Genomic DNA, 23548 nt, shown 5'->3' on the forward strand with positions numbered 1-23548 from the left:
TGAATGTTAAAAGACTTTTTTTCAAATGTAACCATACTGATTGCTTCATTTACATTAATGGGTCAAATTTTTAAAGACATACCATTGCACCATTCCTCTACATTTAGGACGAAGCTTTATTGGGGTATCTGTTATGGTATTTTAGGAAATATCTTGATGTTATTTAGTTTTCAAATTAATCCCACTACCATTGCCGATCTGCGACATCTTGCAATAATTGCAGCTGCTATAGGAGGATGGGTACCTGCAATCATTGCTTCTGGATTAATTGCTATAGGAAGAATACTTCTTTTTGGTTTTACTGAAACTGCCTTTGTTGCTGCAATCAGTGCATTCCTAACAGGAATAGTGTGTGGTGGATTTTCCAAATTAAATATCCCTCCAACCTTAAAAGCTTTTTATATGAACCTGATCGGTTTATTTTTTATTTCGATTGTCTTTGCCCTTTATATTGAAAATTTCAGGACGCTTTTAAATGTTTTGTTGATGCATTGTCTTATTTCTTTAATCGGTGGATTCTTCGCCTATCACTTATCCATTTACATTGCTAACTCTAATGCAGCAGTTAGAGAATTAAATATTAGCCTAATAAAATTACAGGAAAGTGAACAGGAGTTAAATAAGGCAAATGAGATTCTAAATACACTTTCTTATATAGATGGCCTAACAGGCATTGGAAATAGAAGGCACTTTGATGATGTTCTTAACAAGGAATGGTCTAACCTACTGACAACAAATTCACCAATAACTCTTTTAATGTTTGATATTGATTACTTTAAGAAGTACAACGATACGTACGGTCACCTTGCTGGGGATCAATGCCTGCAAATTATTACTTCTGCAATTAAAGACCTTGTTACAAATAACCCATATAGCACATTTTGTCGATATGGTGGTGAGGAATTTGCCATTATCTTCACCAAAACGAAGTTGGATAAGGGCATCGCTATCGCTGAATTGATTCAAAAGAAGATTCAATCACTTAAAATAGCCCATCGTAGTTCGGAAATTACTGATATTGTTACTATCAGTATTGGCATTGCCACAATCATACCTAGCTTGGAAACGCAGCCAAAAGATTTAATCCATTTAGCGGATACTTGTTTGTATACCTCGAAAACAAAAGGAAGAAATACCATCTCAACTCCATAAATATAAACGGAAGGATTCTTCCTTCCGTTTTATACATATTTCTACATTATCCTTCTCCTTACATGTGTTTATTCAAAATAATTAGTAAATTTAGTTGTAAAAGGATGAAGTTAAATGTAAAATTTTTCTTATAAGCCCTCGGGACGGTGAAAATAGATGGAAATTACTAAACACCTTTTCTTAAATCTTTCCATTTTAATAATATTGCTCCTCTTTTGCTTAATTTGGCTGGATCGAAGCAGAAAATTCGCATTATCAAAAACAATTATGATTATCATTTCTGTCCTTGTCTTATGGATCTGTATTCAATTCTCCTATAATCCTGTTCCCTACGCTCGATACGATTTAAGGATCATCCCAATTGTCATCGGAGGGTTATATCTCGGAATTGGTCTTATTGTTGTTATCGCCATGATAATCATTAGAAGTTTTTATGGCTTGGACACGGGTTTGATGGCAACCATCCTTCTCTATGTTCCACTTGCGATAACTTTTTTCCGACTAACTCCTTGGTTTTGGAAACAATCTTCTAATCGTCGAATCTCTGTAGCTATTTGTTTAGGGATTATACTTGGAATTCTTACCACTGGAGGAGAATTAATTAGATCTACAGGCAGCCCTTGGTATGATGTTTTACTTGCCTACTTTGTGATTCCCCCGCTAGGTATTGGTCTTATTGCCTATTCGATTGAATACATCAAAAAAAGTGTGGAACTTAAGTCTGAATTAATCAAAGTAGAAAAACTAAAGGCTGTTGAACAAATGGGTGCAGCCATTTCTCATGAAATTCGAAATCCACTGACCGCTGCAAGTGGGTTTGTCCAATTACTTAACGATGACTATCTTCCAAGACATAAACGCAGAGAATATCTCTCGATTGTAAAAGATGAACTTCATTCTGCCGAACGAGTCATTCAAGATTATTTAACATTTGCCAAGCCATCCTTAGCGTCTATCGAAGAACTTAATGTCAAAAATGAACTAAAGCAAATCATTAACATCGTCACTCCGATGGCAAACCAAAATTCCGTGGAAATTATCACTAATTTTTCAGTAATTGGATTTATTAAAGGTGATAGACAACGCTTCCGACAATGCTTTATTAATATCCTCAAAAATGCTGTAGAGGCAATGCCAAATGGAGGTCAGCTATTTATTGAAACTAATTTTAGTCAAGATTATGTTACGATTTGTATCAAAGATACAGGAATAGGGATGACTTCCGAACAACTTGAACGACTCGGTGAACCCTATTATTCCACAAAAGGTAAGAACGGAACTGGGCTTGGGATGATGGTGGTTTATAGTATAGTACGTGCTATGCATGGGCTTATCAGGGTGGAAAGCGAACTAGACGCTGGCTCAACATTCTATATTGAATTTCCTACCATTACCTCAATTAAGAAAAATGAAAATTAAACTTATAAAGAAGATATCGACAGGCATTGTACCTGTCGATTTTTTTAGGCATACATTTTGTCTTCTTCTTTTTGGAAAAAGCTCTTCATTGCATGGAATACATCCGCTTTTTGTTTGAGAATATAATAGCGGAATTGCTCATCTTTAATATTTTTGTAGGCGGACATTAATGTAGAATGACGATTATACTGATTTACCTCACCATATCCGAACATGTTTGAAACTTTCATTAGTTCTTCAACCAGCTTAACGCAGCGAGCATTATCAGATGTTAGATTATCACCATCAGAAAAGTGGAATGGATAGATGTTGAACTTTCGTGGATTATATTTTGCGTCAATGATTTCTAAAGCTTTTCGGTATGCAGAAGAACAGATGGTTCCGCCGCTTTCTCCCTTGGAGAAGAAGTCCTCCTCCGTCACAACCTTAGCTTCTGTATGGTGTGCAATGAATTCAATTTCCACGGTTTCATATTTTGTACGTAAGAAGCGAGTCATCCAGAAGAAGAAACTTCTAGCCATATACTTTTCCCATATTCCCATCGATCCACTCGTATCCATCATGGCAATTACGACTGCCTTGGAATCCGGTTTGATTACTTCATTCCAAGTCTTAAATTTCAAATCTTCCTTATAGATAGGATGAAATGCAGGTTTCCCAGTCATCGCATTTCTTTTAAATGCCGACATCATTGTACGCTTCTTGTCAATATTGCCCATTAGACCTGTTTTGCGAATATCATTGAATTCAATATTCTCCACTAAATGTTCCTGGTCTTCTTTTCTTTTCAGGTTTGGCAGCTCTAGTTGTTTAAATAAAGCTTCCTCTAATTCCATTAACGAAACTTCTGCTTCAAAGTAATCTTCACCGGCCTGATCTCCTGCGCCTTGCCCTTTTCCTGGACCTTTTTGCTGACTTGATCCGTCACGAGCAATAACGTCACCTACTTGGCTCTCACCTTCACCTTGGCCCACGTGTTTGTTTTTGTCATAATTGTAGCGGATTTTATATTCGTCCAAAGAACGAATTGGAATTTTCACCACATCGCGTCCATTAGACATAATGATGCTTTCTTCTGTAATTAAGTCAGGAAGATTGTTTCGAATTGCCTCCTGGACTTTTTCTTGATGCCTTTGCTGGTCATCGTGGCCTTTGCGGTGGAGGGACCAATCTTCTCTTGAAATCACATATTGATGGTTATTGTCAGACAATGTAAACCCCTCCTTATGAATATTTTATTTTCCCTGAGTCACATTTTCTTTCAAATGACATAAAATAACCCGAGTGTAAAAATGCATATAATGTTGATTACTTTATCCTATGCAGAAACCGCAAATAATTTACAAATTATTTTGACAATTAGGCTTATGCTTTTAAAAATGGACGAGCATTGTTAGTTAGTAGATTTGCGCTCCAGGCACTTCGCTTTCCGCAGGCGGTTCGGGGAGCCTCCTCGGCGCAAGCGCCTGCGGGGTCTCCCCTGTCCCGTCCTCCTGCAGGAGTCTCGTGCCTTCCACGCAAATCAACAATGAGATAACTGCTTTGTCAAATTTTTTAAAAAATCAACCAATTATTGAAAAAAACAGACTGGCAGATCTTTCCGCCAGTCCATGCTATTTTTCTTGGCAAATCTTAATTAACGGTTTAATAAGCTGCCAACATACCGTAGGAGTTCGTTTGCGGATGTTGAGTTATAGCCGTGTTCATCAATTAATCTAGCAACAACATCGTTTATTTTCTTTAACTGCTGCTCATCAGGAGTTTTGGATGAAGTGGTAATCTTCACGACATCTTTAAGGTCAGCAAATAACTTCTTTTGAATTGCTTCACGAAGTCTATCGTGTGAGTTGTAATCAAATCGTTTACCTTTCCTAGCAAAAGCAGAAATTCTTATCAAGATTTCTTCTCTAAATGCTTTTTTCGCATTCTCGGAAATACCAATTTGTTCTTCAATTGAACGCATTAGTTTTTCATCTGGATTGATTTCCTCACCAGTGAGCGGATCCCGAAGTTTAGCTTTGTTGCAATACGCTTCAACATTATCAAGATAATTGTCCATTAAGGTTTTAGCAGACTCTTCATAGGAATAAACGAAAGCTTTTTGAACTTCATTTTTGGCAATATTATCATACTCTTTACGAGCAACCGAAATATAATTCATATAGCGCTCACGGAGTTCAGCTGTGATCGAAGGATGTTGATCCAATCCGTCTTTTAATGAACGTAATACATCTAAAGCATTAATAGAAGGTACTTCTTTCCGGATAATAGTAGAAGAGATTCGGTTAATGACATAACGCGGATCAATCCCACTCATTCCTTCATCTGGATACTCTTTCTTTAGTTCACTTACGTCAACTGCATTAAAGCCTTCAACGTTTTCTCCATCATAAAGACGCATTTTCTTTACTAAGTCAATATCGCCTTTTTTAGGTTCTTTTAGACGAGTTAGAATCGTAAACATCGCAGCTACACGTAATGTATGCGGTGCAATGTGCACATCCGAAACATCACTTTCACTAATCATCTTTTCATAGATTCTTTCTTCCTGTGATACTTTTAAATTATACGGAATTGGCATAACAATAATTCTGGAATGCAAGGCCTCATTCTTCTTGTTCGAGATAAATGAGCGGTATTCCGTTTCGTTCGTGTGCGCTACAATCAGCTCATCAGCCGAAATTAGTGCAAACCTACCTGCTTTAAAGTTTCCTTCCTGTGTTAACGAAAGCAGGTGCCATAAGAATTTTTCATCGCACTTCAACATCTCTTGGAACTCCATCATTCCGCGATTTGCTTTATTCAGTTCACCATCAAAGCGGTAGGCACGTGGATCAGATTCTGAACCAAACTCGGCAATAGTGGAAAAGTCAATACTACCTGTTAAATCGGCAATATCCTGCGACTTCGGATCCGATGGGCTGAACGTTCCAATTCCAGTTCGCTTATCCTCGGAGAAAAAGATTCTTTCTACTAATACATCTTCGATTCTGCCGCCATATTCTTGCTCTAGCCTCATCATATTTAATGGCGAAAGATTTCCTTCAATTCGAATACCATACTCTTCATAGAAATCACGACGTAAATGGTGCGGGATTAAATGAAGCGGATCTTCGTGCATTGGGCAGCCTTTAATGGCGAATACTGAGCCTCTATCCGTATGAGAATAAGCCTCTAAACCACGTTTTAGCATAGTAACAAGAGTAGATTTACCACCGCTTACTGGACCCATAAGCAATAATATCCGCTTTCTTACATCCAGCCTTTTAGCCGCAGGATGGAAGTATTCCTCAACTAATCTTTCAAGTGACTCCTCTAAGCCAAATAATTGATTACCAAAGAAATTGTAATTCTTAGTACCTTTCACTTCCTCAATTCCAGCGTCTTTGATCATATTATATACTCGTGAATGTGCAGATTGTGCTACCCATGGCTTCTCTTTTAACAACAGTAAATAATCTCCAAATGACCCTTCCCAACGTAGCTTTTCTTCTTCTTCTCGAAACATCTCAATTTTTTTTAGGATATCCATAAGGCCCTCCCCCTGTAGAATTATCAGAGACGATTAATATACTCTATGCACCAATGAACTTGAACATGCGTAACGTTGAAGTATTCATGCCTATCTTTTTTGTTTTAAGAAAAGATTGGAATATTGCTCTTTTCATTTTTTCGAGATAGGCTATAATAAATGTATATGTGTCTAATTAAAGAAATATCTTAAAATTAAGGAGGCTTTACATAAGCATGGGAACTTTTTTAATTGTTTTAGTTATGGTGGCTTTTCTAGCAGCTATCTTTACAGCAGGTTATAATGATAAGCCAGGTTCAAATAAATAATATTTTCCATCAAAATAGGCTGCCTAATTGGCAGCCCTTATTTTTTTAAAAACCTATTTGGTTTTTGTAAAAGCTGTACGCTTTTATCTCAAATCCATCTTGTTTTTTTGAACAAATTCTTTCATATACATCCGCGTTTGTTTTTCAAGCATTTTTGCCATTTGCTCTGTCCAGTGATCTTTTCTCTTACCGTCAGTGCGCTGTTCATAATAGGTAGAGATGATTTGGTCGTATTGTTGAAGCTGGCTTAAGTAGATTTCTTTGTCCTGTTGATACTCTTCTTCATGATAAACATGCTCTAGCGGCAGTCTTGGTTTTTGGTCATTAGTGCGTTCCGGATAACCGACTGTCATACCGAAAAGAGGAATGACTCTCTCTGGTGTTTTTAATAATTCCTTCACTGCCTCAAGATTATTGCGGATTCCACCTATGTAACAAATACCGAGCCCCATCGATTCCGCAGCAATTGCTGCATTTTGAGCTGCCAACGCCGCATCGATTAGCGCCACCATAAATTTCTCTGTACTTTCAATGGAAGCTAGTATATCCTTCCCTTCCTTTTCTCCAATGCGTTCATGGCGGTTTAAATCGGCGCAAAACACAAACAGATGACCATTCTGTGCCACATATTCCTGGTTACCCGCTATCTCAGCAAGTTTTCGCTTCTTTTCCTTATCCTTTATGCCAATTATCGAATAGGCCTGAATAAAACTAGATGTAGAGGCAGCTTGGGCACTAGTAACAATTGTTTTGATTTGTTCATCACTTAACTGCTTGTCCTTAAAATCACGGATAGATCGATGATTTAATATAGTAGTAATGGTTTCATTCATTGATATACTTCCTTTCTATTTAGCAAAAAGAGGCCTTATGCTCGGCCTCTCACGTTTTATTTTAAATGACCATAATCTTGCTGGCGCAACGCTTCATAGATTAGAATCGCAGCGGTGTTCGATAAATTTAGTGAACGAATATTGTCATTCATCGGGATCCTCAGGCTGACATCCTTATTATTTTCTATCACATCTTTCGGCAGCCCGGTCGTTTCACGGCCAAAAATGAAAAAATAATCTTTATCACGATTACTATAGTCAAAGGAACTATAAGCCTTCTCACCAAATTTCGTGATATAAAAAAACTCTGCGCCTTCATTCTTCTGATAAAAGTCATCCAGAGAATCATAATAAACAATGTTTACGAATTCCCAATAATCCAATCCTGCCCTTTTTAACATTTTATCATCAGTAGAAAACCCTAATGGACGAATCAAATGTAAGGATGTATCAGTTCCAGCACAGGTTCTTGCGATGTTTCCTGTGTTTGAAGGTATTTGCGGCTGATATAGAACTACATGTATTGCCAAGAATCTCACCTCATAAAAAAAACTCTTTTACCATTATACCATTATCGACTAACCAAACAAATTTTCTCAACCACCCACAATCGTGAAAAATTTATATTTAATATTGGGTGTGTACGCCGAAGAATCTTCATAGGCCCAGTACCGCATACGGCTGTTATACGTATTTGCATTAACAAGCGGCATTCCATAGGCATCCTTACCTGTTACCATTGTGTTATGGTTAAATCGGCCATCCCCCTCGAAATCATAGCAGATGACATCCCCCAATAATAATTGGTCAGGGCTGCTGACTTCCCTCGCCCTTAAGCCACTTTTCGAATTACCCAAATACAACCGTAATGAATGAGCCACTGTCCAGCTGTAACTCCAATTGTTATTTCGGAACCACCATCCTGTTCCTTTGCCCGGATACCCTCTCATCGGCGCTCCGCCTGCGTGAAGACATTGAGAGATATAATTCGTACAGTTGTTTTCAAACGCCTTATAGGCGGGATTGTGGCTATTCCACCAGCGTTCTGCATATTGAACAGCTTTTAAACGATTATACTGGTAACTATTCCGCTCCTCGTTTTCATCCTCTGCCATGATTTCCAACTCAGGCCGCTTTGCATAAGGATTCAGTTCTTTATCCATAATCAAATCATTTTTAAAAAACTTGCACATTCGTACTTCTACTTCTTCCTCCTGATATAGCGTTCCTTTTTGTCTAATCAGGTATTGGTAATGAACCTGGTAGAGCGTGGTTTGAAAGTCCCCGTCTACGGATTGATTAATAATGTTCCCTCGAGCTTTCACCTTGACGATTTCTGCGGAACGTTTCGTTAGAGATTCTAGCTTCTGCTCGGCCTTTTCATAATTCCCAGATAGCCTCTTACTCTTTGAAACAAATTGTTCAACTCGGTCATTAAACAATTCTTGGAGTGATTGATCCACCTTCATCTCCCCCTTCTTTTTCATACATATGTACAGAAGGGAAATTTAATCAAAAAAAATGAGCAAAGACAGAATGTCCATAGCTCATTTAGTTCTTTAGTTTTAGTAGATTTTTTTCAATTTCACTCTTCACTTCTAAATCGTCTTCTTGTTCTGCTGCTTTTTCCAGTGCCTTACCCGCTTCCGGACTGCCAATTTTCCAGAGTGCCCATGCCGCGGTTTCCTTTAGGACAGTACTAGTTTCATTTTCTAATACACCTAGTAAATCCGGAATGGCACTTTCGTCCTTGAAATGTGCAAGCGCGATGATTGCATTGCGCTGAATCGGCTTTTTGCCTCTCCACGATCCTGCTACTGATCCAAATTTGTTCTTAAATTCACGATTGCTCATTTTTAACAACGGTCTCAACAATGGCTTTGCTATCTCGGGGTCTGCCTCCATTTCCTCATGAAAATGAAAATCCTTCCCTTTATTGACTGGGCAGGACGTTTGGCAGGAATCACACCCATACACGCGGTTGCCTATTCTTTCTCTAAATTCCTCAGGAATTACGGATTTAGTTTGTGTTAAAAAGGCTATACAGCGCTGAGCATTAATTTGTCCACCCTGTACCAACGCTCCCGTCGGGCAGGCTTCGATACATGCCGTACAGGAACCGCATTGGTCCTCCATCGGTGAATCAGGAGCAAAAGGAATGCTGGTAATCATTTCACCCAGATATACGTAGGAGCCAAACTCAGGCGTTATGACACCACAGTTTTTACCGCTCCAGCCAATCCCAGCCCTCACGGCAACTGCACGGTCAGATAGTTCCCCTGTATCGACCATTGATTTAAGACGAGCATCCGGTACTTTTGCTAAAATAAACTCTTCCAGCTTTTTTAACCGATCGCGCAAAATATGATGATAATCTAATCCCCATGAAGCACGGGAAAAAAATCCTCTTCGCTCGCCTCTTTTCCCTTCAACCCGAATTTTCATTTTCGAAGGATATGCCAAAGCTATAGAAATAATCGAACGTGGTTCTGGAAGTAATAAGGCTGGTGTCACACGTTTTTCAATATCGGGCTCTTCAAAACCTGATTGATACCCAAGTTCCTGCTGCCGAATCAGTCTATTTTTCAACTCAGTGAAAGGGTCAGCCGTGGTAAAACCTATTTTATCAATGCCAATCGTTTTACTATAAGCAATGATTTCTTCCTTCAATTGATCAATTTTCATTCAAGTTACCTCCCTTCTTTTAAAATATCTATAGTAAGCCGCTAATTTTTCGTTCACATCTCATTATGATAAACTATTTTTATAAAATTTTGGAGGTGGAATCATTGGAAATTCAGCTTTCCTCAGAAATTATTAGCAAGATTCCTAATTTTAAGCTTGGAGTCATTGAATACAAAGAAATTACCGTAGGCGATTCCCCACAAATGGTTAAAGGAAGACTTCAGCTTTTTCAAGAATCAATTTACTTTGATTTAGAAAATAAGAATCTAACAGAGTTGCCAGGAATTAAAGAATGGCGCAGTATTTTTAAAACATTTGGCAAAGACCCTAATCGTTATCGCCATTCAGCAGAAGCTCTATACCGCAGAGTCCAGAAACAGAATTATCTTACCACGGTTCAAAGTGCAATTGATATCAATAACTTTTTCTCGCTACAATATCAAGTGCCGATCGGTATTTATGATGGCGATCAATTAAAGGGACCTATTACGATTGAGGTCGGTAACGCAGGAGACGAATATTTAGGACTGAATGGACGGATGAATTCATTAGAAAACCTGATTGTCTCATCCGACCAGCTTGGACCATTCGGCAGTCCTTTTGTAGATTCCAACAGAGCTCCCGTTACAGAAACAACGAAAAACGCACTGCAGATCATCTATTTACAGCCTTCTACAGAAGTGAAAAGTGCTGAAAGACTGACAGAGTCATTGATGAAGATGTTTACACAAATTCATGGCGGCGATGCAAGCTTTTATATACTTGGATGCCGATAAGGCGTCTATTTTTCAAAAAAATAAAAAAACGCAATGCATCGTTCTCTAGTAACGATACACTGCGTTTGGTAATATGTATGGAGCGGGTGATGAGAATCGAACTCACGACATCAGCTTGGAAGGCTGAGGTTTTACCATTAAACTACACCCGCACAAAATAATTATTAACAAAAGTTAAAGAATTTAAACACATTTATTATAATACAAAGTTTTTTCCCCATCGTCAAGCGAATTTTGCGTTTTTTGTCGAAAAAAATCATTAAACAAAAACGTCCGATTGGACATTGTTGTTTAATGATATGCCAATGTAAAAGTATAAATACCAATAATAAAATTTTTCCTTAGATAAATTACAAATACATTAATTGTTATTCCAAAGAAATCTTTATAACATCATCCAAATACTTTGTTGCATTATATCCATAAATCTCTAGCCTTTTAGGAGTTATTTTTTCTCCTGCGGTGTTACTTTGTAACTCCGTGCTTTGAACTGTAATGAAATGACGGGGTTGCTCGATTTCTTCATATGGGACAGATTCATTCATATCGTATTTCACCCCGTTTTTATCAATGAGTACTCCTTCAGAATTCATCTCCATTAAACTAACTTCATTTTCATCTTCAGTTACAACCTGGTATTGAAACGACTCATAAGCACGATTCTCAATTGCATAATCGCTTATGACTACTTTAGTCCGCTGTCCAACTTCCACCTTGTCAATGGAGATAGTACTGCCTGCATATTCAAAGGTTTGAGGATATCCTATAGAACCATCCAGTTCGATGGTTTTTTGATCTCCAAAAGTTAAATTAATAGATTCGAGCTGAATGTTGACCTCCTTTGGCTTTTCTCCAAAAAGAGGATCAAAGTGTCTTTGAAAAGTAAACCAATTTCCAACTTGATGTGTTTCTACAAAAGATCTGCCATACATATCAGCTTTCATTTTTTTGTTGTTCACTTCTAGATTGTCAAAATTAAGATTGTCAATTCGCTTCCCTGGCCGTTCATTATTAATAGCATAATGCAGAACTGTTGCAGTGGGAGCTATGGTTAGTTTATCAAATCGAACCGGAATTCCCTCGACTTCTATTTCTTCATCCAAATCATAATCAACAGAAGGCTGTTTTGTTACAGGAATTTCGAAGTTCCACTCCCCTGTTTCATATTCCATGTTCTCGTAAGCCCTAATACCATTGGGAGCAGAGGAATCACGAATCAATTTTTGAAGCTTTGTGATCTTCAGTTTGATTGTCCCGTTTTCTTTTGTGAGTGGAAGCAGACTAATCTTCCCTTGATACACGTTCTTTTCTTTGGTATTTAGATCCGATTCAAGGTCGGGAGGATAGTAGCCTAGATATCCTTCAGGACTCATGATTTTATTTTGGTTCTCCACAAAAACCCCTTCAAAATTGTCCATCACATATTGATTGTTATCTTCTGTATCTTCAATTTCATAAAAAACAAGTGTCTGAACATCATCCGCAATTGCACTTTTAATCTTGATTTTCACCCCATTGCTCTCCGCTTCAAGGTAAAGACTTTCACCAAGGTCCTTCTGAAGAAATGTACGCAATTCCTGGTCTTCTTCTATCCATGTATAGTAGAGGTTGGAAAACACCCTTGTAAAAACTTCTATACTCATTAATAATGCGAATACACCTGCAAAAACAAGACCTTTTCTTATACGTTTCTTGTTCTTCCGTTGTCTATGCTTCTCGTTTTCTGCCAGCCTATCTTTCACCTTCTCCATGAAACCAGATGGCACATGTAATTCTTCCATCTTTTCAGTAAGATTTACCAAGGTTACCATGACTTCCTGAAATGCCGCCAAATCCTCCTGACACTCTTCGCAATGATATAGATGTTTCTCTAAATCAATCTTTCTTGGTCGGTCTAGAGTTCTTTCTAGGTAATCGATGTAACCCTCATGATACTGCTTACAGCCATTATAGGTTGCTCTATCCCCCATTACTTTGCGAAATGACTGAATCCCCGAAAACAAAAGCTCTTTCATCTTTTCCACAGAAACTTGGAGTAGTTTTGCACCTTCCTCCTTAGAGATTCCTTTTATATATGTAAGGACCATCGCTTCTCTCTCGTTCTCTTTCAATTGATCAAGTGCGTTAAACAACTCCTGTTGCGGTTCACTTTCCTTTGGAACTTTTAAACTCCTCCCATTAGAAAGCTCTCGACAGGTTTGTATGAAAATGGATGTAACCCACGTTTCAAATGATGTTTTACTTTTAAATCGCGGCCATTCTTTATGGACTTTTACAATAGTATTATAAAAAAGCTCCTCCATTTGGTGCTGATTCCTAAGATAGGACCAACCAAGCGTATAGAACGATTGTCTATGCTCATCGAACCAATCAACGATGGAATCCATGTCTTTTTCTATAATTGATGTGGTTAAATTTGAATCTATTTTTGGGATCATAGTTGTGTTCCCCCCTTTACCATACTCAATAAACCATTTTCTATCTCTTCAATAGGCCGCTCTATGCTTTATTCGACAATTTACTTAAATTTCCTCTTTCTTGAATTTTTCTAAACCGTTTTCCATTAAAATAAAGAAGGAACATCTCTTATTACGAGATGTCCCTTCTTAATTTATTATCGAGCTAAAACATTGGTACTAGCTCTCTCTTTCTTACCATGCAGTAAATAGTAAAGAGCAGAAGAAATCAACACTACAGCTCCTAGGATTATATAAAGAGTACTATAGCTTGAGTATGGGAGAGCGAATCCAAGCAAATAAGGACCGAACCCCAGACCTGCGTCAAGAAATATGAAGAAAGTAGAAGTGGCAAGACCCATACGTTGAGGGGGAGTCAGCTTAACAGCAATAGCCTGTGTGCATGACTGCATATTACCAAATCCTAGTCCAATAAATATACCCGCTACTAACAAAGAGGTGCTGCTGTGAGCGAAACCTAAAAGCAGCATTCCTGCTGCAAAAAGAACAAAGGCCGGATACATCACATAGTTTGCCCCTTTGACGTCCATTAAACGGCCTGTGAATGGACGTGAAACTAATACTGCTAATGAATACACTAGAAAGAAGAAACTTGCTGCACGAACCATGTTAATTTCAATTGCATAGAAATTAATAAAAGAGAGAACACTTGAATAACAGAACGCTATAACTAATGTAATCAATGCAATCGGAACTGCCTTTGGCTCAATAAAATGAGAGAGTTTGAGTCCTTTTATTTCTGATGGCTTGTTTGCTGTTTCTAGTGGTAGCACAGACACAAAGAAAGCTGTAATTAGACTGAAGATTCCTAAAGCAAAGCACAGACCAAAAATTAATTGAGTACTTGTATGTTGGCTCATATATAGCCCAATGAAAGGTCCGATTGCTGTAGCCAATGTCGTACTCATACTGTAATAGCCAATACCTTCTCCTTTTCTTCTATTCGGGATAATCTGAGCCACAATCGTTCCTGTTGCTGTGCTTGCGATCCCCAGAGTAATACCATGTAATAACCGGGTAATTAGCAGGAATGTAATACCCAAATGGATAAAATATAAAGACGTTGTTAAAATATAAAGAATTAATCCAATAAACAACGTTCTTTTACGACCAATTGAATCGATACTGCGGCCAATAAACAGACGCCCAATTAGTGTTCCAACTATGAAAATCCCGGTAACAAGCCCGGCCTGGCTTGCAGAAGCATGATATTCATCTACCGCATAAACACCTATTATCACGATTAATAAATAAAAGACTAACGTTAACAAAAAATTGACGCTGGATACAATGATAAAATCCTTTGTCCATAATTTAGGTTTACTCACTTTTTCTTCCATCGCCTTTCATAATATTTCCCTGTATTTTAGGAAGAGTTTGAAACGTAATCATTTGCTCTTCATTAGCGATACCATCCATAACCCTATTTTCTAAATCCGTTATTTCTTTTCTACATGCCTGGTAAACCTCTTCTCCTACTTCTGTTAACTGAATGACCTTTTCTCGCCTATCCATACCAGGAATTTGCTTCACAATTTGTAGACCTTCCAAACGTTGAACCCTCCTGGTAACGGTTGGTTTTTCAACATTATATTGATTTGCAATATCTACAAGTGTCGAAGGTCCATTGTTTTTTATATAAAAAATTACTTGCCATAAAGAATAAGAAAGCTCATAAGTACTCATTAGTTCATTCAATCTAGTTATAAGTGGTCTATACAGACTTAAATAACGCTGAAAAAAACCTTCCAATTCTCTCTCCCCCTCACACGTAAAATAGTTACCATAGATAACTGTTACCGAAGATAACCATATGTTTTTTATAAAGAAAAGTCAAGTGGTATGGCTTATCCAGCACTTGACTGAATCATAATGAGATCCTATTTACTCAAGAAGACATGCTCATAAATTGGTACCTAACGTATATTGTTGATAACTACCTTTTTAGGAGAGATGTGCTTTGTACTACTATTATCGTCCATATTTGAACCACTTCTATCACGGTTCTTACAATCCTATGCAATATCAATATCTAATCAATGGAAGTCCCTACCGGTATAGAAATAATCGTTCTGCAACGAGGGTTAAATCCTTCTCTAAAGAGGAAGCAGCAGCAATTGCTTTACTTTTAGGAATTGATTTTAATAAAAGCAAGTTTGATTTAGATGAGTTTTGGATGGGAGTAAATATAGAGCTTGAACATGGAAAAATATCCAGCCAAACTAATGTCACAGGAGATGATCCAATTGCTACTGGAAAAATTGCATTGGCTCATCTTAATGAGTTTCCTGATTACTACAAAAGATTAAAGGTACTTGAGGAAGAAGCAAAGGCCTATTGGAAAAAATAATTAATTGGGTAACTTAAATGTACAAACCTTTGAGTCACTCAGTTTTAGTGTAAATAAGTGATTACCAACAAAAGAGCGCCTTTCAATGTGAAAAGCGCTCTTTTATATTTGCTTCTATGCTGATAGTTTGATATCTTTATCCTTTTTTCTTCTATTAGAATACAAAATAAATAACAGTACAAACCATAGCGGTGTCAACAATAAGGCAGGGCGTGTTTCTTCCGCAACCATCATAATGATGAGAATTATTGCAAACAACGTTAGGACAGCATAATTAATAAATGGTGTGAATGGTGCTTTAAATGTTGATTTTGCCTGTAACTGCGGCTGTGTTTTCTTGTATTTTATATGACAAAGGAGAATGACTCCCCAGACCCAAATAAAACAAATCGCACTAATGGTTGTTACTATTCCAAAAGCTTGTGCCGGAATAAGTTTACTTAAAAGTGCACCGACTGATACCACAAGCGTGGATGTCAATAATGCGTTGCTTGGTACATAATTTTTATTCAGTTTTGCAAAATTGGATGGCGCCTGATCATTTTTGCTTAAATTGAAAAGAATCCGGCTTGTTGAAAACAAACCGCTGTTACAAGCAGAAGCGGCTGAAGTTAATACGACAAAATTAATAATTCCTGCGGCTATTGGAATTCCGACTAAACTAAACGTTTTAACAAACGGACTTTCCGCTGCATTTAGCTCTGTCCATGGATTCACACATAATAGGATAATCAATGCACCAACGTAGAAAAAAAGAATTCTTGCAGGAATTTTATTAATAGCTGATGGGATGTTTTTTTCTGGATTTGAGGTTTCCGCTGCGGATACACCCACTAATTCAACACCGACATATGCAAACACGACCATTTGGAATGAAAGCAAGAAACCTGAAATTCCGTTTGGAAACAGGCCACCATGTTCCCAAAGATTTTGCACTGATACCGTTCCTGCATCGGTCTTGAATCCCATGACTAGCAAAATAACCCCAATGCCAATTAATACGACAATCGTAATTACTTTTATTAAAGCAAACCAAAACTCCAATTCTCCAAAAAGCTTTACCGTTAATAGATTGAGTCCTAATAAGATGATTAAACTGATGATAGCAGGTACCCATTGTGGAATATCAAACCAATACTGTACATAGACTCCAACTGCAATAACATCAGCCATAGCAACCATAATCCAACAAAACCAATACGTCCAGCCAGTTACAAACGCTGCCCGAGGTCCAAGATAATCTTCCGCAATGTCTGTAAAAGATTGATAACCCGCTTTAGACAGCAGAAGTTCTCCCAGCGCCCTCATAACAAAAAAGACGGCAATACCCACGATTAAATAAGCAAGGATGATGGATGGTCCTGCCAGTTGAATTGCTTTACCTGAACCTAAGAATAATCCAGTACCAATAGTACCGCCAATTGCAATTAATTGAACATGCCGATTTTTTAAATCCCTCTTTAATTCTTGCTGTGCCATACCTGTTTCCTCCTTAAAAATAATGTGAAACGATGATCAATAAATTATCCCAATAAAAAAAGAGATTGGAAGTTCTCCAATCTCTTAGGTCTAAGAATAACAAATAATAGTTGTCATGCTAAAGATTATCTGCACGACAAATAAATATTCAGTACTCTTCTGTCCTTTTGCCTGAGATTGTGAACCCTTCGGCGCCGCGGTATTACTGCGGTCTCTCCAGAAGCTGCTCCTGCTATAGTTTGATCCATAGCATTCATAGCTGCTAATTATTAAATTTTTTACTGAAATAATATTTTCAATATTTTATTATTTTAATAGTAGTTAAATAATTTGTCAACAACAAAACCATATTACATTCTTTTATTTCATATTTGCCACTCAATGGACCTCTTTAAAGGTATCTAGAAAAATATAATTAAACACATCTCAAAAAGCAAAACGCCTCTTACCATATGTAAGAAACGTTTGAAACCTAAGAATAAACTGAAGTAGTTGTTATGAAATTAATAAATTCTCTAACCACTGATAAATCCTTTGTTGATTCTCGATAATTCATCCAACTTTCAAGGACAAATTCTTCATTTTCAACTGTCTCTAAATCAATTATATGTAATGAGTCACTTGGCTCAAGACAAAAAGAAGGAACAAAGGCAACCCCTAAACCGTTTATAACCATCTTTTTACAGGTTTCTACATAATCAGTTTCCATTGTAATCAATGGATCAGTTGCGAAGTTTTTTTGCCACCAGCTAGTAAACACCCTCTTAATAGCAGGAGTAGCGATATAAATAAGGTTTTGATTTGGAAGGTCTTCCATGGAGATTTTATTTTTGGAAATCAAACAAATAGTATTTCGATCGATTAGCACTTTTTGCTCTCCCCATTTATGTCCTGCACTTTCAATTCCAATATGAATTTCTCCATCCTCTAATAGCTTCATAATCTCTCTTCCTAAACCAGTTTTAAGTTGAATTTTCACCTTAGGAAATGCTTTAGTAAAGCTAGCTAGAATAGGAGGCAGCATGTAGATAGCAAAATTATTGGCAGCACCAAGTCGCAACGTACCTTGGACTTCGTTCCCCATATTTTGTACCTGTTCGATAAGATTGTCTCTTTGATGTAATAGATTTTTTGAACTTTCAACCAGAAATTCCCCCTGCAAAGTGAATTGAACTCCTTTATTCCCCCTTATAAGCAGGTCTATATTAAGTTCCTTTTCCAATTGATGAATCCGATACGTAATTGCAGGCTGCGAAATAAACAATCGGTCTGCTGCCTTTTTTATGTTCTTTTCTTCATAGATAACTTGTAGAATTGCCAAATCTCGAAAGTCCATTTACAGCACCCTCCCTTTTTTGCTATAAAATTCCTTATGCTTTTGCTATAAAAAACGAGTATTTTCGTTGAAACCGAATTCATACTACAATCTTACTATAACGAACCGGTTTTTTATGAAGTTAAAAGATATTTTTTAGTGTCTATATTTTGACCATTTAATAGTTCCATATAGAAGGGATGATGTAACCGTGATGAAAATATCAATCACATCGTATACAACAGATTTAACAGATGGAGATTTACGGCAATTAAGTCAGTTAGGTGTAGACTGCATCGACTTTGGAAAAGGTTCTGCTTTTGCTGGTGTAAAAGAACAAGGCTATCCCGATTTAGACCAATTGTTGAAGTTAAGAAGAAGAATTCGTTCTTATGGAATGGATATCAATCGTGTAACTTTGCCTGATATGACTATGAAATTTATGAATAATGAACCCGGCAGTGAGAAAGAACTAGAAAACTCAATAAATGCGATAAAAGTTTTTGGTGAAGCCAGAGTGCCACTTGTTAGACAAAGATTTGAAGGAGATGTATTCCCGCATTTAACAACTAAATACCGTTCCTTTCAGAGAGGTGGAATGATTGCTCGGGGAGAAAGTCTAGGGTTTACAAAGGAAACCTTTACTCATCCGACGGTAGAGGAATATGAACATGTGTGGCAGCGTTTCTGTGATGCTTATACAGAAATGGTTCCAGTCGCTGAAGACTGTAATGTACTACTAGGAATGCATCCTTCAGATGCACCGCATCCTGAGACTCTATTTGGAGGTCTAGGCTATCACCGTCTCATAGATGCATTCCCAAGCAAGAATGTCGGCTATATTTACTGTGTTGGAACAAGAGCAGAGGAAGGCGGAAGTTCCCTTGTATTAAATGAAATTAACAACTATGGCAGAAAAGATAAGATTTTTCTCGTTCATTTCCGTAATGTCAGAGGAAGCCTGCCAACCACAAAGGCTTTTGAGGAAGCACTTCTAGATGACGGTGATATGAACATGTTTAAGGTTTTACTTGAACTAGATAAAGTCGGCTATAACGGCTGCTTGAATCCGGACCATGTTCCAATCCTTGAAGGGGTTCAAATTGAACACAACCCAAGTTGGCCCAACACTTGTATTCAATGGAACTATAACAATATTGGCTATGTGTATTCAATCGGATATATAAAAGCTCTCCTCGCTGCATTAGTAGAATTCAAAGGTTAATTGGAGTCATAAAAATCCAAAGAGGTTCTGATAATCTATTTAACAATAAGAGGAGGAACAATAAATGAGTGGAAATGCAAAATCAACCAATTCCTATGCGGGAAAAAGTAATGCACGTTATTTAATTCTTGCCATATTATTTGTTACAACAGTCATTAATTATATTGACCGTTCGGCTTTAAGTGTTGCTGCACCGATTATGAAAGAGGATCTCTATTTAGATGCTGTAAAACTAGGTCTTGCCTTTTCTGCATTTAACTGGGCCTATACGTTTTTTCAAATACCAGGCGGCTGGCTGCTTGATCGGTTTGGAGCACGTAAAGTATATGGTATTGGTCTATTTGTTTGGTCTTTATTCACCTTTTTTCAAGGATTTGTCGGCAGTTTTCTTACCTTATTCCTCTTAAGATTTATCGTCGGAATTGCGGAAGCACCTTCGTTTCCTGCAAATAGCAGAATGACAACGATGTGGTTCCCTCAGCATGAACGAGGCAGAGCAGTAGCGATTTATAACTCAGCACAATATTTCGGGTTAGCTCTTTTTACACCAGTATTAGCATGGCTTTTGCAGAAAATGGGCTGGAATTATATTTTCTATTTTGCCGGTGGAATTGGAATGATTTTGTCTTTCTTCTGGTTTAAGCTAGTCCGTGACCCATCCGACCATCCACGCGTTAACCAGCAAGAAATCAACTATATTAAAGATGGCGGCGGCTTCGCAGATGCTGGAGAAAAGAAGACAAAAGTAAAATGGGCGCATATCCGATTATTACTAACAAACAGACAAATGATTGGAATTTACATTGGACAATACGCATTAAATACCATTGTTTGGTTTTTCCTAACCTGGTTCCCGACCTATCTGGTTCAAGAAAAAGGCTTGTCTATAATTAAGGTTGGTTTTATCGCATCGATTCCATTTTTAGCTGCGTTTGTTGGAGGGATTATTGGCGGCTTCGTTTCTGACACATTATTGAAAAAAGGAAAATCCTTAGCAGTAGCTCGTAAAACTCCGATTATTACAGGATTCCTTCTTTCAAGCACCATTGTGTTAGCAAACTATACACAGTCTACGGTAGCAATTATTGTTATAATGTCAGTTGCGTTCTTCGCAAAAGGACTAGCTGGACTTACTTGGACTCTTGTTGGAGACATGGCACCTAAAGAGCTTTTAGGAGTAACAGGTGGAATATTTAATACAATTGGAAATATAGCAGGAATTGTTACACCTATTGTCATTGGAATTATCTTAAGCAAGACGCAGTCCTTTAGTGGTGCTTTAGTTTTTGTGGCGAGTATCCTTCTTGTCGGAGCTCTATCCTATATCTTTATCGTTAATAAACCTAGGAGAATTGAACTTCCCGAAGAAAGCCTGCCCAATACAAAACAGGCAGTTTAGGAAAACGGGAGAGCAAAAGAAAAATGAAATCACTCTGCGATAAGTAAAAAGAGTTTAATAAAAATGAAAAAGTATGTTCTTCTTGTGAGATTGTTAAATAGCCAAAACAATTCACAGAAAGACATACTTTTTTTTGTTTTCGTCCACACATATCAGCTAAACATTCAATGGTCGATTTCAATTACCTAAGACCAGATGGACTTCTGATCCCTCTTGCATGTTTCTTCGGGTTCAAAGGGAACCAGATGACTATTTTACTGAAGAAAAAAACACCCACAAATGCTGATTTAACAACATTTGTGGGTGTTTTTAGATACCGGTGGTCGGGGTCGAACCGACACTCCAGAGGAACACGATTTTGAGTCGTGCGCGTCTGCCAATTCCGCCACACCGGCAAAATAAAATTTGTAAAGATAATGCCGAGGACCGGAATCGAACCGGTACGGTAGTCACCTACCGCAGGATTTTAAGTCCTGTGCGTCTGCCAGTTCCGCCACCCCGGCGCAATAATATGCGCTATTAAATCTTAAGAAAGAATGAAGGCGGCAACCGGATTCGAACCGGTGGTAAAGGTTTTGCAGACCTCTGCCTTACCACTTGGCTATGCCGCCATATGATGGAGCGGAAGACGGGATTCGAACCCGCGACCCCCACCTTGGCAAGGTGGTGTTCTACCACTGAACTACTTCCGCGAATTGGCTGGGCTAGCTGGATTTGAACCAACGCATGTCGCAGTCAAAGTGCGATGCCTTACCGCTTGGCTATAGCCCAATGATAAATTTTTCTTTAATGATGGTTATATGGGGCGACTGATGGGAATCGAACCCACGAATGCCTGAACCACAATCAGGTGCGTTAACCACTTCGCCACAATCGCCATAATAAAATTAATTGGCAGGGGTAGTAGGAATTGAACCCACACCAAAGGTTTTGGAGACCTTCGTTCTACCTTTAAACTATACCCCTATAATGGAAATTTATTTTTACTATTGTAAGTAAAATTGGTGGAGGGGGACGGATTCGAACCGCCGAACCCGGAGGGAGCGGATTTACAGTCCGCCGCGTTTAGCCACTTCGCTACCCCTCCACATAATATGAAGTTTCAACCTAATGGTGCCGGCTAGAGGACTTGAACCCCCAACCTACTGATTACAAGTCAGTTGCTCTACCAATTGAGCTAAACCGGCAAGCAAATAATCAATAGAATAAAAATGGTGGCTCAGGACGGAATCGAACCGCCGACACAAGGATTTTCAGTCCTTTGCTCTACCGACTGAGCTACTGAGCCACAATATTACGCCTTTTTAATAAAAATGGCGGTCTGGACGGGACTCGAACCCGCGACCTCCTGCGTGACAGGCAGGCATTCTAACCAACTGAACTACCAGACCAATTGCGGGGACAGGATTTGAACCTGCGACCTTCGGGTTATGAGCCCGACGAGCTACCGGACTGCTCCACCCCGCGACAATAAAAATTCAATGAAATAATCATGGTGGAGGATGACGGGATCGAACCGCCGACCCTCTGCTTGTAAGGCAGATGCTCTCCCAGCTGAGCTAATCCTCCATATTTTAAAACTAAACTGTGTTAACCTTGTAATGGTGACCCCTACGGGATTCGAACCCGTGTTACCTCCGTGAAAGGGAGGTGTCTTAACCACTTGACCAAGGGGCCAATAAAAAGTTAATGTTTTATGGCGGAGAGCAAGGGATTTGAACCCTTGAGACAGGGTTACCCGCCTACACGATTTCCAATCGTGCTCCTTCGGCCACTCGGACAGCTCTCCATAAAAGAATGGCTCCGCAGGTAGGACTCGAACCTACGACCGATCGGTTAACAGCCGATAGCTCTACCACTGAGCTACTGCGGAATAACAATAGAATTGCAGCCTGGCAACGTCCTACTCTCACAGGGACAAAGTCCCAACTACCATCGGCGCTGAGAAGCTTAACTTCCGTGTTCGGTATGGGAACGGGTGTGACCTTCTCGCCATTATTACCAGACTACTTTTCTCAAAGACAATCTTTATTATACTGTCTTTTTGAGATTTTTCAAGAGGTTTTTGAAAAAAATTCATTCCCTCAAAACTAGATAATTTCAGAAGAAGTTGTAAAAACGAGTTCACCATAAAAAATTGGTTAAGTCCTCGAACGATTAGTATCAGTCAGCTCCACATGTTACCACGCTTCCACCTCTGACCTATCAACCTGATCATCTTTCAGGGTTCTTACTAGCTTGACGCTATGGGAAATCTCATCTTGAGGGGGGCTTCATGCTTAGATGCTTTCAGCACTTATCCCGTCCGCACATAGCTACCCAGCGATGCCTTTGGCAAGACAACTGGTACACCAGCGGTGCGTCCATCCCGGTCCTCTCGTACTAAGGACAGCTCCTCTCAAATTTCCTGCGCCCACGACGGATAGGGACCGAACTGTCTCACGACGTTCTGAACCCAGCTCGCGTACCGCTTTAATGGGCGAACAGCCCAACCCTTGGGACCGACTACAGCCCCAGGATGCGATGAGCCGACATCGAGGTGCCAAACCTCCCCGTCGATGTGGACTCTTGGGGGAGATAAGCCTGTTATCCCCGGGG

17 protein-coding genes, 17 tRNA genes, 2 rRNA genes and 1 riboswitch (1 of these 37 running past the window's edge) are annotated in these 23548 nt (G+C 38.7%); of the genes, 6 read left to right on the forward strand and 30 right to left on the reverse strand.

Annotation, left to right across the window (positions count from 1 at the left end; genetic code table 11):
• Positions 1-3 precede the first annotated feature (3 nt).
• Both ABC255_RS24380 and ABC255_RS24385 read left to right on the forward strand, forming a co-directional pair.
• Positions 4-1152, forward strand: coding sequence for a GGDEF domain-containing protein (locus tag ABC255_RS24380; RefSeq protein ID WP_412997552.1), 1149 nt, complete (start codon positions 4-6; stop codon positions 1150-1152).
• A 156-nt stretch (positions 1153-1308) separates the two neighbouring features.
• Positions 1309-2571: an ATP-binding protein gene (locus tag ABC255_RS24385; protein ID WP_412997554.1), complete on the forward strand. Its 1263-nt coding sequence runs from the start codon at positions 1309-1311 to the stop codon at positions 2569-2571.
• A gap of 44 nt (positions 2572-2615) precedes the next feature.
• Here the strand turns inward: ABC255_RS24385 and yhbH are convergent, their stop codons facing one another.
• From yhbH to queG, 6 genes are all read right to left on the reverse strand, one after another.
• Complete coding sequence (yhbH, locus tag ABC255_RS24390; protein WP_412997556.1) at positions 2616-3782, reverse strand: sporulation protein YhbH; 1167 nt, start codon at positions 3780-3782, stop codon at positions 2616-2618.
• A gap of 425 nt (positions 3783-4207) precedes the next feature.
• Positions 4208-6103, reverse strand: coding sequence for a PrkA family serine protein kinase (locus ABC255_RS24395; protein WP_335536045.1), 1896 nt, complete (start codon positions 6101-6103; stop codon positions 4208-4210).
• A gap of 391 nt (positions 6104-6494) precedes the next feature.
• On the reverse strand, positions 6495-7244 hold the full coding sequence (gene nfsA / locus ABC255_RS24400) for an oxygen-insensitive NADPH nitroreductase (RefSeq protein WP_412997558.1): 750 nt from the start codon (positions 7242-7244) through the stop codon (positions 6495-6497).
• A gap of 56 nt (positions 7245-7300) precedes the next feature.
• Entirely contained in the window at positions 7301-7774 is a 474-nt protein-coding gene (gene trmL / locus ABC255_RS24405) for a tRNA (uridine(34)/cytosine(34)/5-carboxymethylaminomethyluridine(34)-2'-O)-methyltransferase TrmL (protein WP_335536047.1), read from the reverse strand.
• Between the two features lie 66 nt (positions 7775-7840).
• Positions 7841-8707 (reverse strand): amidase domain-containing protein, encoded by an 867-nt coding sequence (locus ABC255_RS24410; protein ID WP_412997561.1) that lies wholly within the window; start codon positions 8705-8707, stop codon positions 7841-7843.
• A gap of 88 nt (positions 8708-8795) precedes the next feature.
• Positions 8796-9929, reverse strand: a complete 1134-nt coding sequence (queG, locus tag ABC255_RS24415; RefSeq protein WP_412997563.1) for a tRNA epoxyqueuosine(34) reductase QueG — start codon at positions 9927-9929, stop codon at positions 8796-8798.
• Positions 9930-10033: 104 nt separating this feature from the next.
• On the opposite strand from queG, the gene ABC255_RS24420 reads away from it, so the two are divergent.
• Positions 10034-10705 (forward strand): B3/B4 domain-containing protein, encoded by a 672-nt coding sequence (locus ABC255_RS24420; protein ID WP_412997565.1) that lies wholly within the window; start codon positions 10034-10036, stop codon positions 10703-10705.
• A gap of 78 nt (positions 10706-10783) precedes the next feature.
• Here ABC255_RS24420 and ABC255_RS24425 read toward each other — a convergent pair.
• From ABC255_RS24425 to ABC255_RS24440, 4 genes are all read right to left on the reverse strand, one after another.
• Positions 10784-10857: transfer RNA gene (locus tag ABC255_RS24425), tRNA-Gly, on the reverse strand.
• Positions 10858-11073: 216 nt separating this feature from the next.
• A complete protein-coding gene (locus ABC255_RS24430) occupies positions 11074-13143 on the reverse strand; it encodes a DUF4179 domain-containing protein (RefSeq protein ID WP_412997567.1) in 2070 nt (689 codons plus the stop codon).
• 176 nt (positions 13144-13319) lie between these two features.
• Entirely contained in the window at positions 13320-14522 is a 1203-nt protein-coding gene (locus tag ABC255_RS24435) for an MFS transporter (protein ID WP_412997569.1), read from the reverse strand.
• Entirely contained in the window at positions 14503-14934 is a 432-nt protein-coding gene (locus tag ABC255_RS24440; RefSeq protein ID WP_412997571.1) for a MarR family winged helix-turn-helix transcriptional regulator, read from the reverse strand. Before ABC255_RS24440 ends, ABC255_RS24435 begins: the two co-directional genes overlap by 20 nt.
• Before the next feature lie 208 nt (positions 14935-15142).
• On the opposite strand from ABC255_RS24440, the gene ABC255_RS24445 reads away from it, so the two are divergent.
• Positions 15143-15532, forward strand: a complete 390-nt coding sequence (locus tag ABC255_RS24445) for a DUF5661 family protein (RefSeq protein WP_412997573.1) — start codon at positions 15143-15145, stop codon at positions 15530-15532.
• A gap of 114 nt (positions 15533-15646) precedes the next feature.
• On the opposite strand, the gene ABC255_RS24450 is transcribed toward ABC255_RS24445, so the two are convergent.
• Positions 15647-17011 (reverse strand): amino acid permease, encoded by a 1365-nt coding sequence (locus ABC255_RS24450; RefSeq protein ID WP_412997575.1) that lies wholly within the window; start codon positions 17009-17011, stop codon positions 15647-15649.
• Positions 17012-17160: 149 nt separating this feature from the next.
• Positions 17161-17241, reverse strand: a riboswitch (glycine riboswitch).
• A gap of 242 nt (positions 17242-17483) precedes the next feature.
• Complete coding sequence (locus tag ABC255_RS24455) at positions 17484-18347, reverse strand: LysR family transcriptional regulator (RefSeq protein WP_412997576.1); 864 nt, start codon at positions 18345-18347, stop codon at positions 17484-17486.
• A gap of 193 nt (positions 18348-18540) precedes the next feature.
• Between ABC255_RS24455 and ABC255_RS24460 the strand changes: the two genes are divergently transcribed.
• Both ABC255_RS24460 and ABC255_RS24465 read left to right on the forward strand, forming a co-directional pair.
• Positions 18541-19551 (forward strand): mannonate dehydratase, encoded by a 1011-nt coding sequence (locus tag ABC255_RS24460; RefSeq protein ID WP_412998625.1) that lies wholly within the window; start codon positions 18541-18543, stop codon positions 19549-19551.
• 64 nt (positions 19552-19615) lie between these two features.
• The gene (locus ABC255_RS24465; RefSeq protein WP_412997578.1) at positions 19616-20950 is read left to right on the forward strand and encodes an MFS transporter; all 1335 of its coding nucleotides are present in this window, start codon (positions 19616-19618) and stop codon (positions 20948-20950) included.
• Between the two features lie 314 nt (positions 20951-21264).
• Here the strand turns inward: ABC255_RS24465 and ABC255_RS24470 are convergent.
• The 18 genes from ABC255_RS24470 to ABC255_RS24555 form a co-directional block, all read right to left on the reverse strand.
• A tRNA-Leu gene (locus ABC255_RS24470) sits at positions 21265-21345 on the reverse strand.
• A 22-nt stretch (positions 21346-21367) separates the two neighbouring features.
• A tRNA-Leu gene (locus tag ABC255_RS24475) sits at positions 21368-21453 on the reverse strand.
• Positions 21454-21490: 37 nt separating this feature from the next.
• Positions 21491-21561, reverse strand: a tRNA-Cys gene (locus ABC255_RS24480).
• Between the two features lie 6 nt (positions 21562-21567).
• Positions 21568-21642, reverse strand: a tRNA-Gly gene (locus ABC255_RS24485).
• 4 nt (positions 21643-21646) lie between these two features.
• Positions 21647-21721 (reverse strand) — tRNA-Gln (locus ABC255_RS24490).
• A 30-nt stretch (positions 21722-21751) separates the two neighbouring features.
• A tRNA-His gene (locus ABC255_RS24495) sits at positions 21752-21827 on the reverse strand.
• Between the two features lie 15 nt (positions 21828-21842).
• Positions 21843-21916, reverse strand: a tRNA-Trp gene (locus tag ABC255_RS24500).
• Between the two features lie 36 nt (positions 21917-21952).
• Positions 21953-22037: transfer RNA gene (locus tag ABC255_RS24505), tRNA-Tyr, on the reverse strand.
• A 24-nt stretch (positions 22038-22061) separates the two neighbouring features.
• Positions 22062-22137, reverse strand: a tRNA-Thr gene (locus tag ABC255_RS24510).
• A 25-nt stretch (positions 22138-22162) separates the two neighbouring features.
• Positions 22163-22238: transfer RNA gene (locus ABC255_RS24515), tRNA-Phe, on the reverse strand.
• 26 nt (positions 22239-22264) lie between these two features.
• A tRNA-Asp gene (locus ABC255_RS24520) sits at positions 22265-22341 on the reverse strand.
• A 2-nt stretch (positions 22342-22343) separates the two neighbouring features.
• A tRNA-Met gene (locus tag ABC255_RS24525) sits at positions 22344-22417 on the reverse strand.
• 26 nt (positions 22418-22443) lie between these two features.
• Positions 22444-22519 (reverse strand) — tRNA-Val (locus ABC255_RS24530).
• Positions 22520-22552: 33 nt separating this feature from the next.
• Positions 22553-22627 (reverse strand) — tRNA-Glu (locus ABC255_RS24535).
• A gap of 20 nt (positions 22628-22647) precedes the next feature.
• Positions 22648-22739: transfer RNA gene (locus ABC255_RS24540), tRNA-Ser, on the reverse strand.
• Between the two features lie 9 nt (positions 22740-22748).
• Positions 22749-22823 (reverse strand) — tRNA-Asn (locus ABC255_RS24545).
• A 17-nt stretch (positions 22824-22840) separates the two neighbouring features.
• Positions 22841-22956: ribosomal RNA gene (gene rrf, locus ABC255_RS24550) — 5S ribosomal RNA — on the reverse strand.
• Positions 22957-23087: 131 nt separating this feature from the next.
• A 23S ribosomal RNA gene (locus ABC255_RS24555) occupies positions 23088-23548 on the reverse strand; it runs 2477 nt beyond the window's last position.

Source organism: Neobacillus canaveralius, assembly GCF_047237705.1.
Classification (GTDB): domain Bacteria; phylum Bacillota; class Bacilli; order Bacillales; family Cytobacillaceae; genus Neobacillus; species Neobacillus niacini_K.

Coding starts and splice junctions, on each gene's coding strand:
- ABC255_RS24380 (WP_412997552.1), top strand. CDS start 4: ATGTTAAAAGACTTTTTTTCAAATGTAACCATACTGATTGCTTCATTT.
- ABC255_RS24385 (WP_412997554.1), top strand. CDS start 1,309: ATGGAAATTACTAAACACCTTTTCTTAAATCTTTCCATTTTAATAATA.
- ABC255_RS24395 (WP_335536045.1), bottom strand. CDS start 6,103: ATGGATATCCTAAAAAAAATTGAGATGTTTCGAGAAGAAGAAGAAAAG.
- nfsA (WP_412997558.1), bottom strand. CDS start 7,244: ATGAATGAAACCATTACTACTATATTAAATCATCGATCTATCCGTGAT.
- queG (WP_412997563.1), bottom strand. CDS start 9,929: ATGAAAATTGATCAATTGAAGGAAGAAATCATTGCTTATAGTAAAACG.
- ABC255_RS24430 (WP_412997567.1), bottom strand. CDS start 13,143: ATGATCCCAAAAATAGATTCAAATTTAACCACATCAATTATAGAAAAA.
- ABC255_RS24435 (WP_412997569.1), bottom strand. CDS start 14,522: ATGGAAGAAAAAGTGAGTAAACCTAAATTATGGACAAAGGATTTTATC.
- ABC255_RS24450 (WP_412997575.1), bottom strand. CDS start 17,011: ATGGCACAGCAAGAATTAAAGAGGGATTTAAAAAATCGGCATGTTCAA.
- ABC255_RS24455 (WP_412997576.1), bottom strand. CDS start 18,347: ATGGACTTTCGAGATTTGGCAATTCTACAAGTTATCTATGAAGAAAAG.
- ABC255_RS24460 (WP_412998625.1), top strand. CDS start 18,541: ATGAAAATATCAATCACATCGTATACAACAGATTTAACAGATGGAGAT.
- ABC255_RS24465 (WP_412997578.1), top strand. CDS start 19,616: ATGAGTGGAAATGCAAAATCAACCAATTCCTATGCGGGAAAAAGTAAT.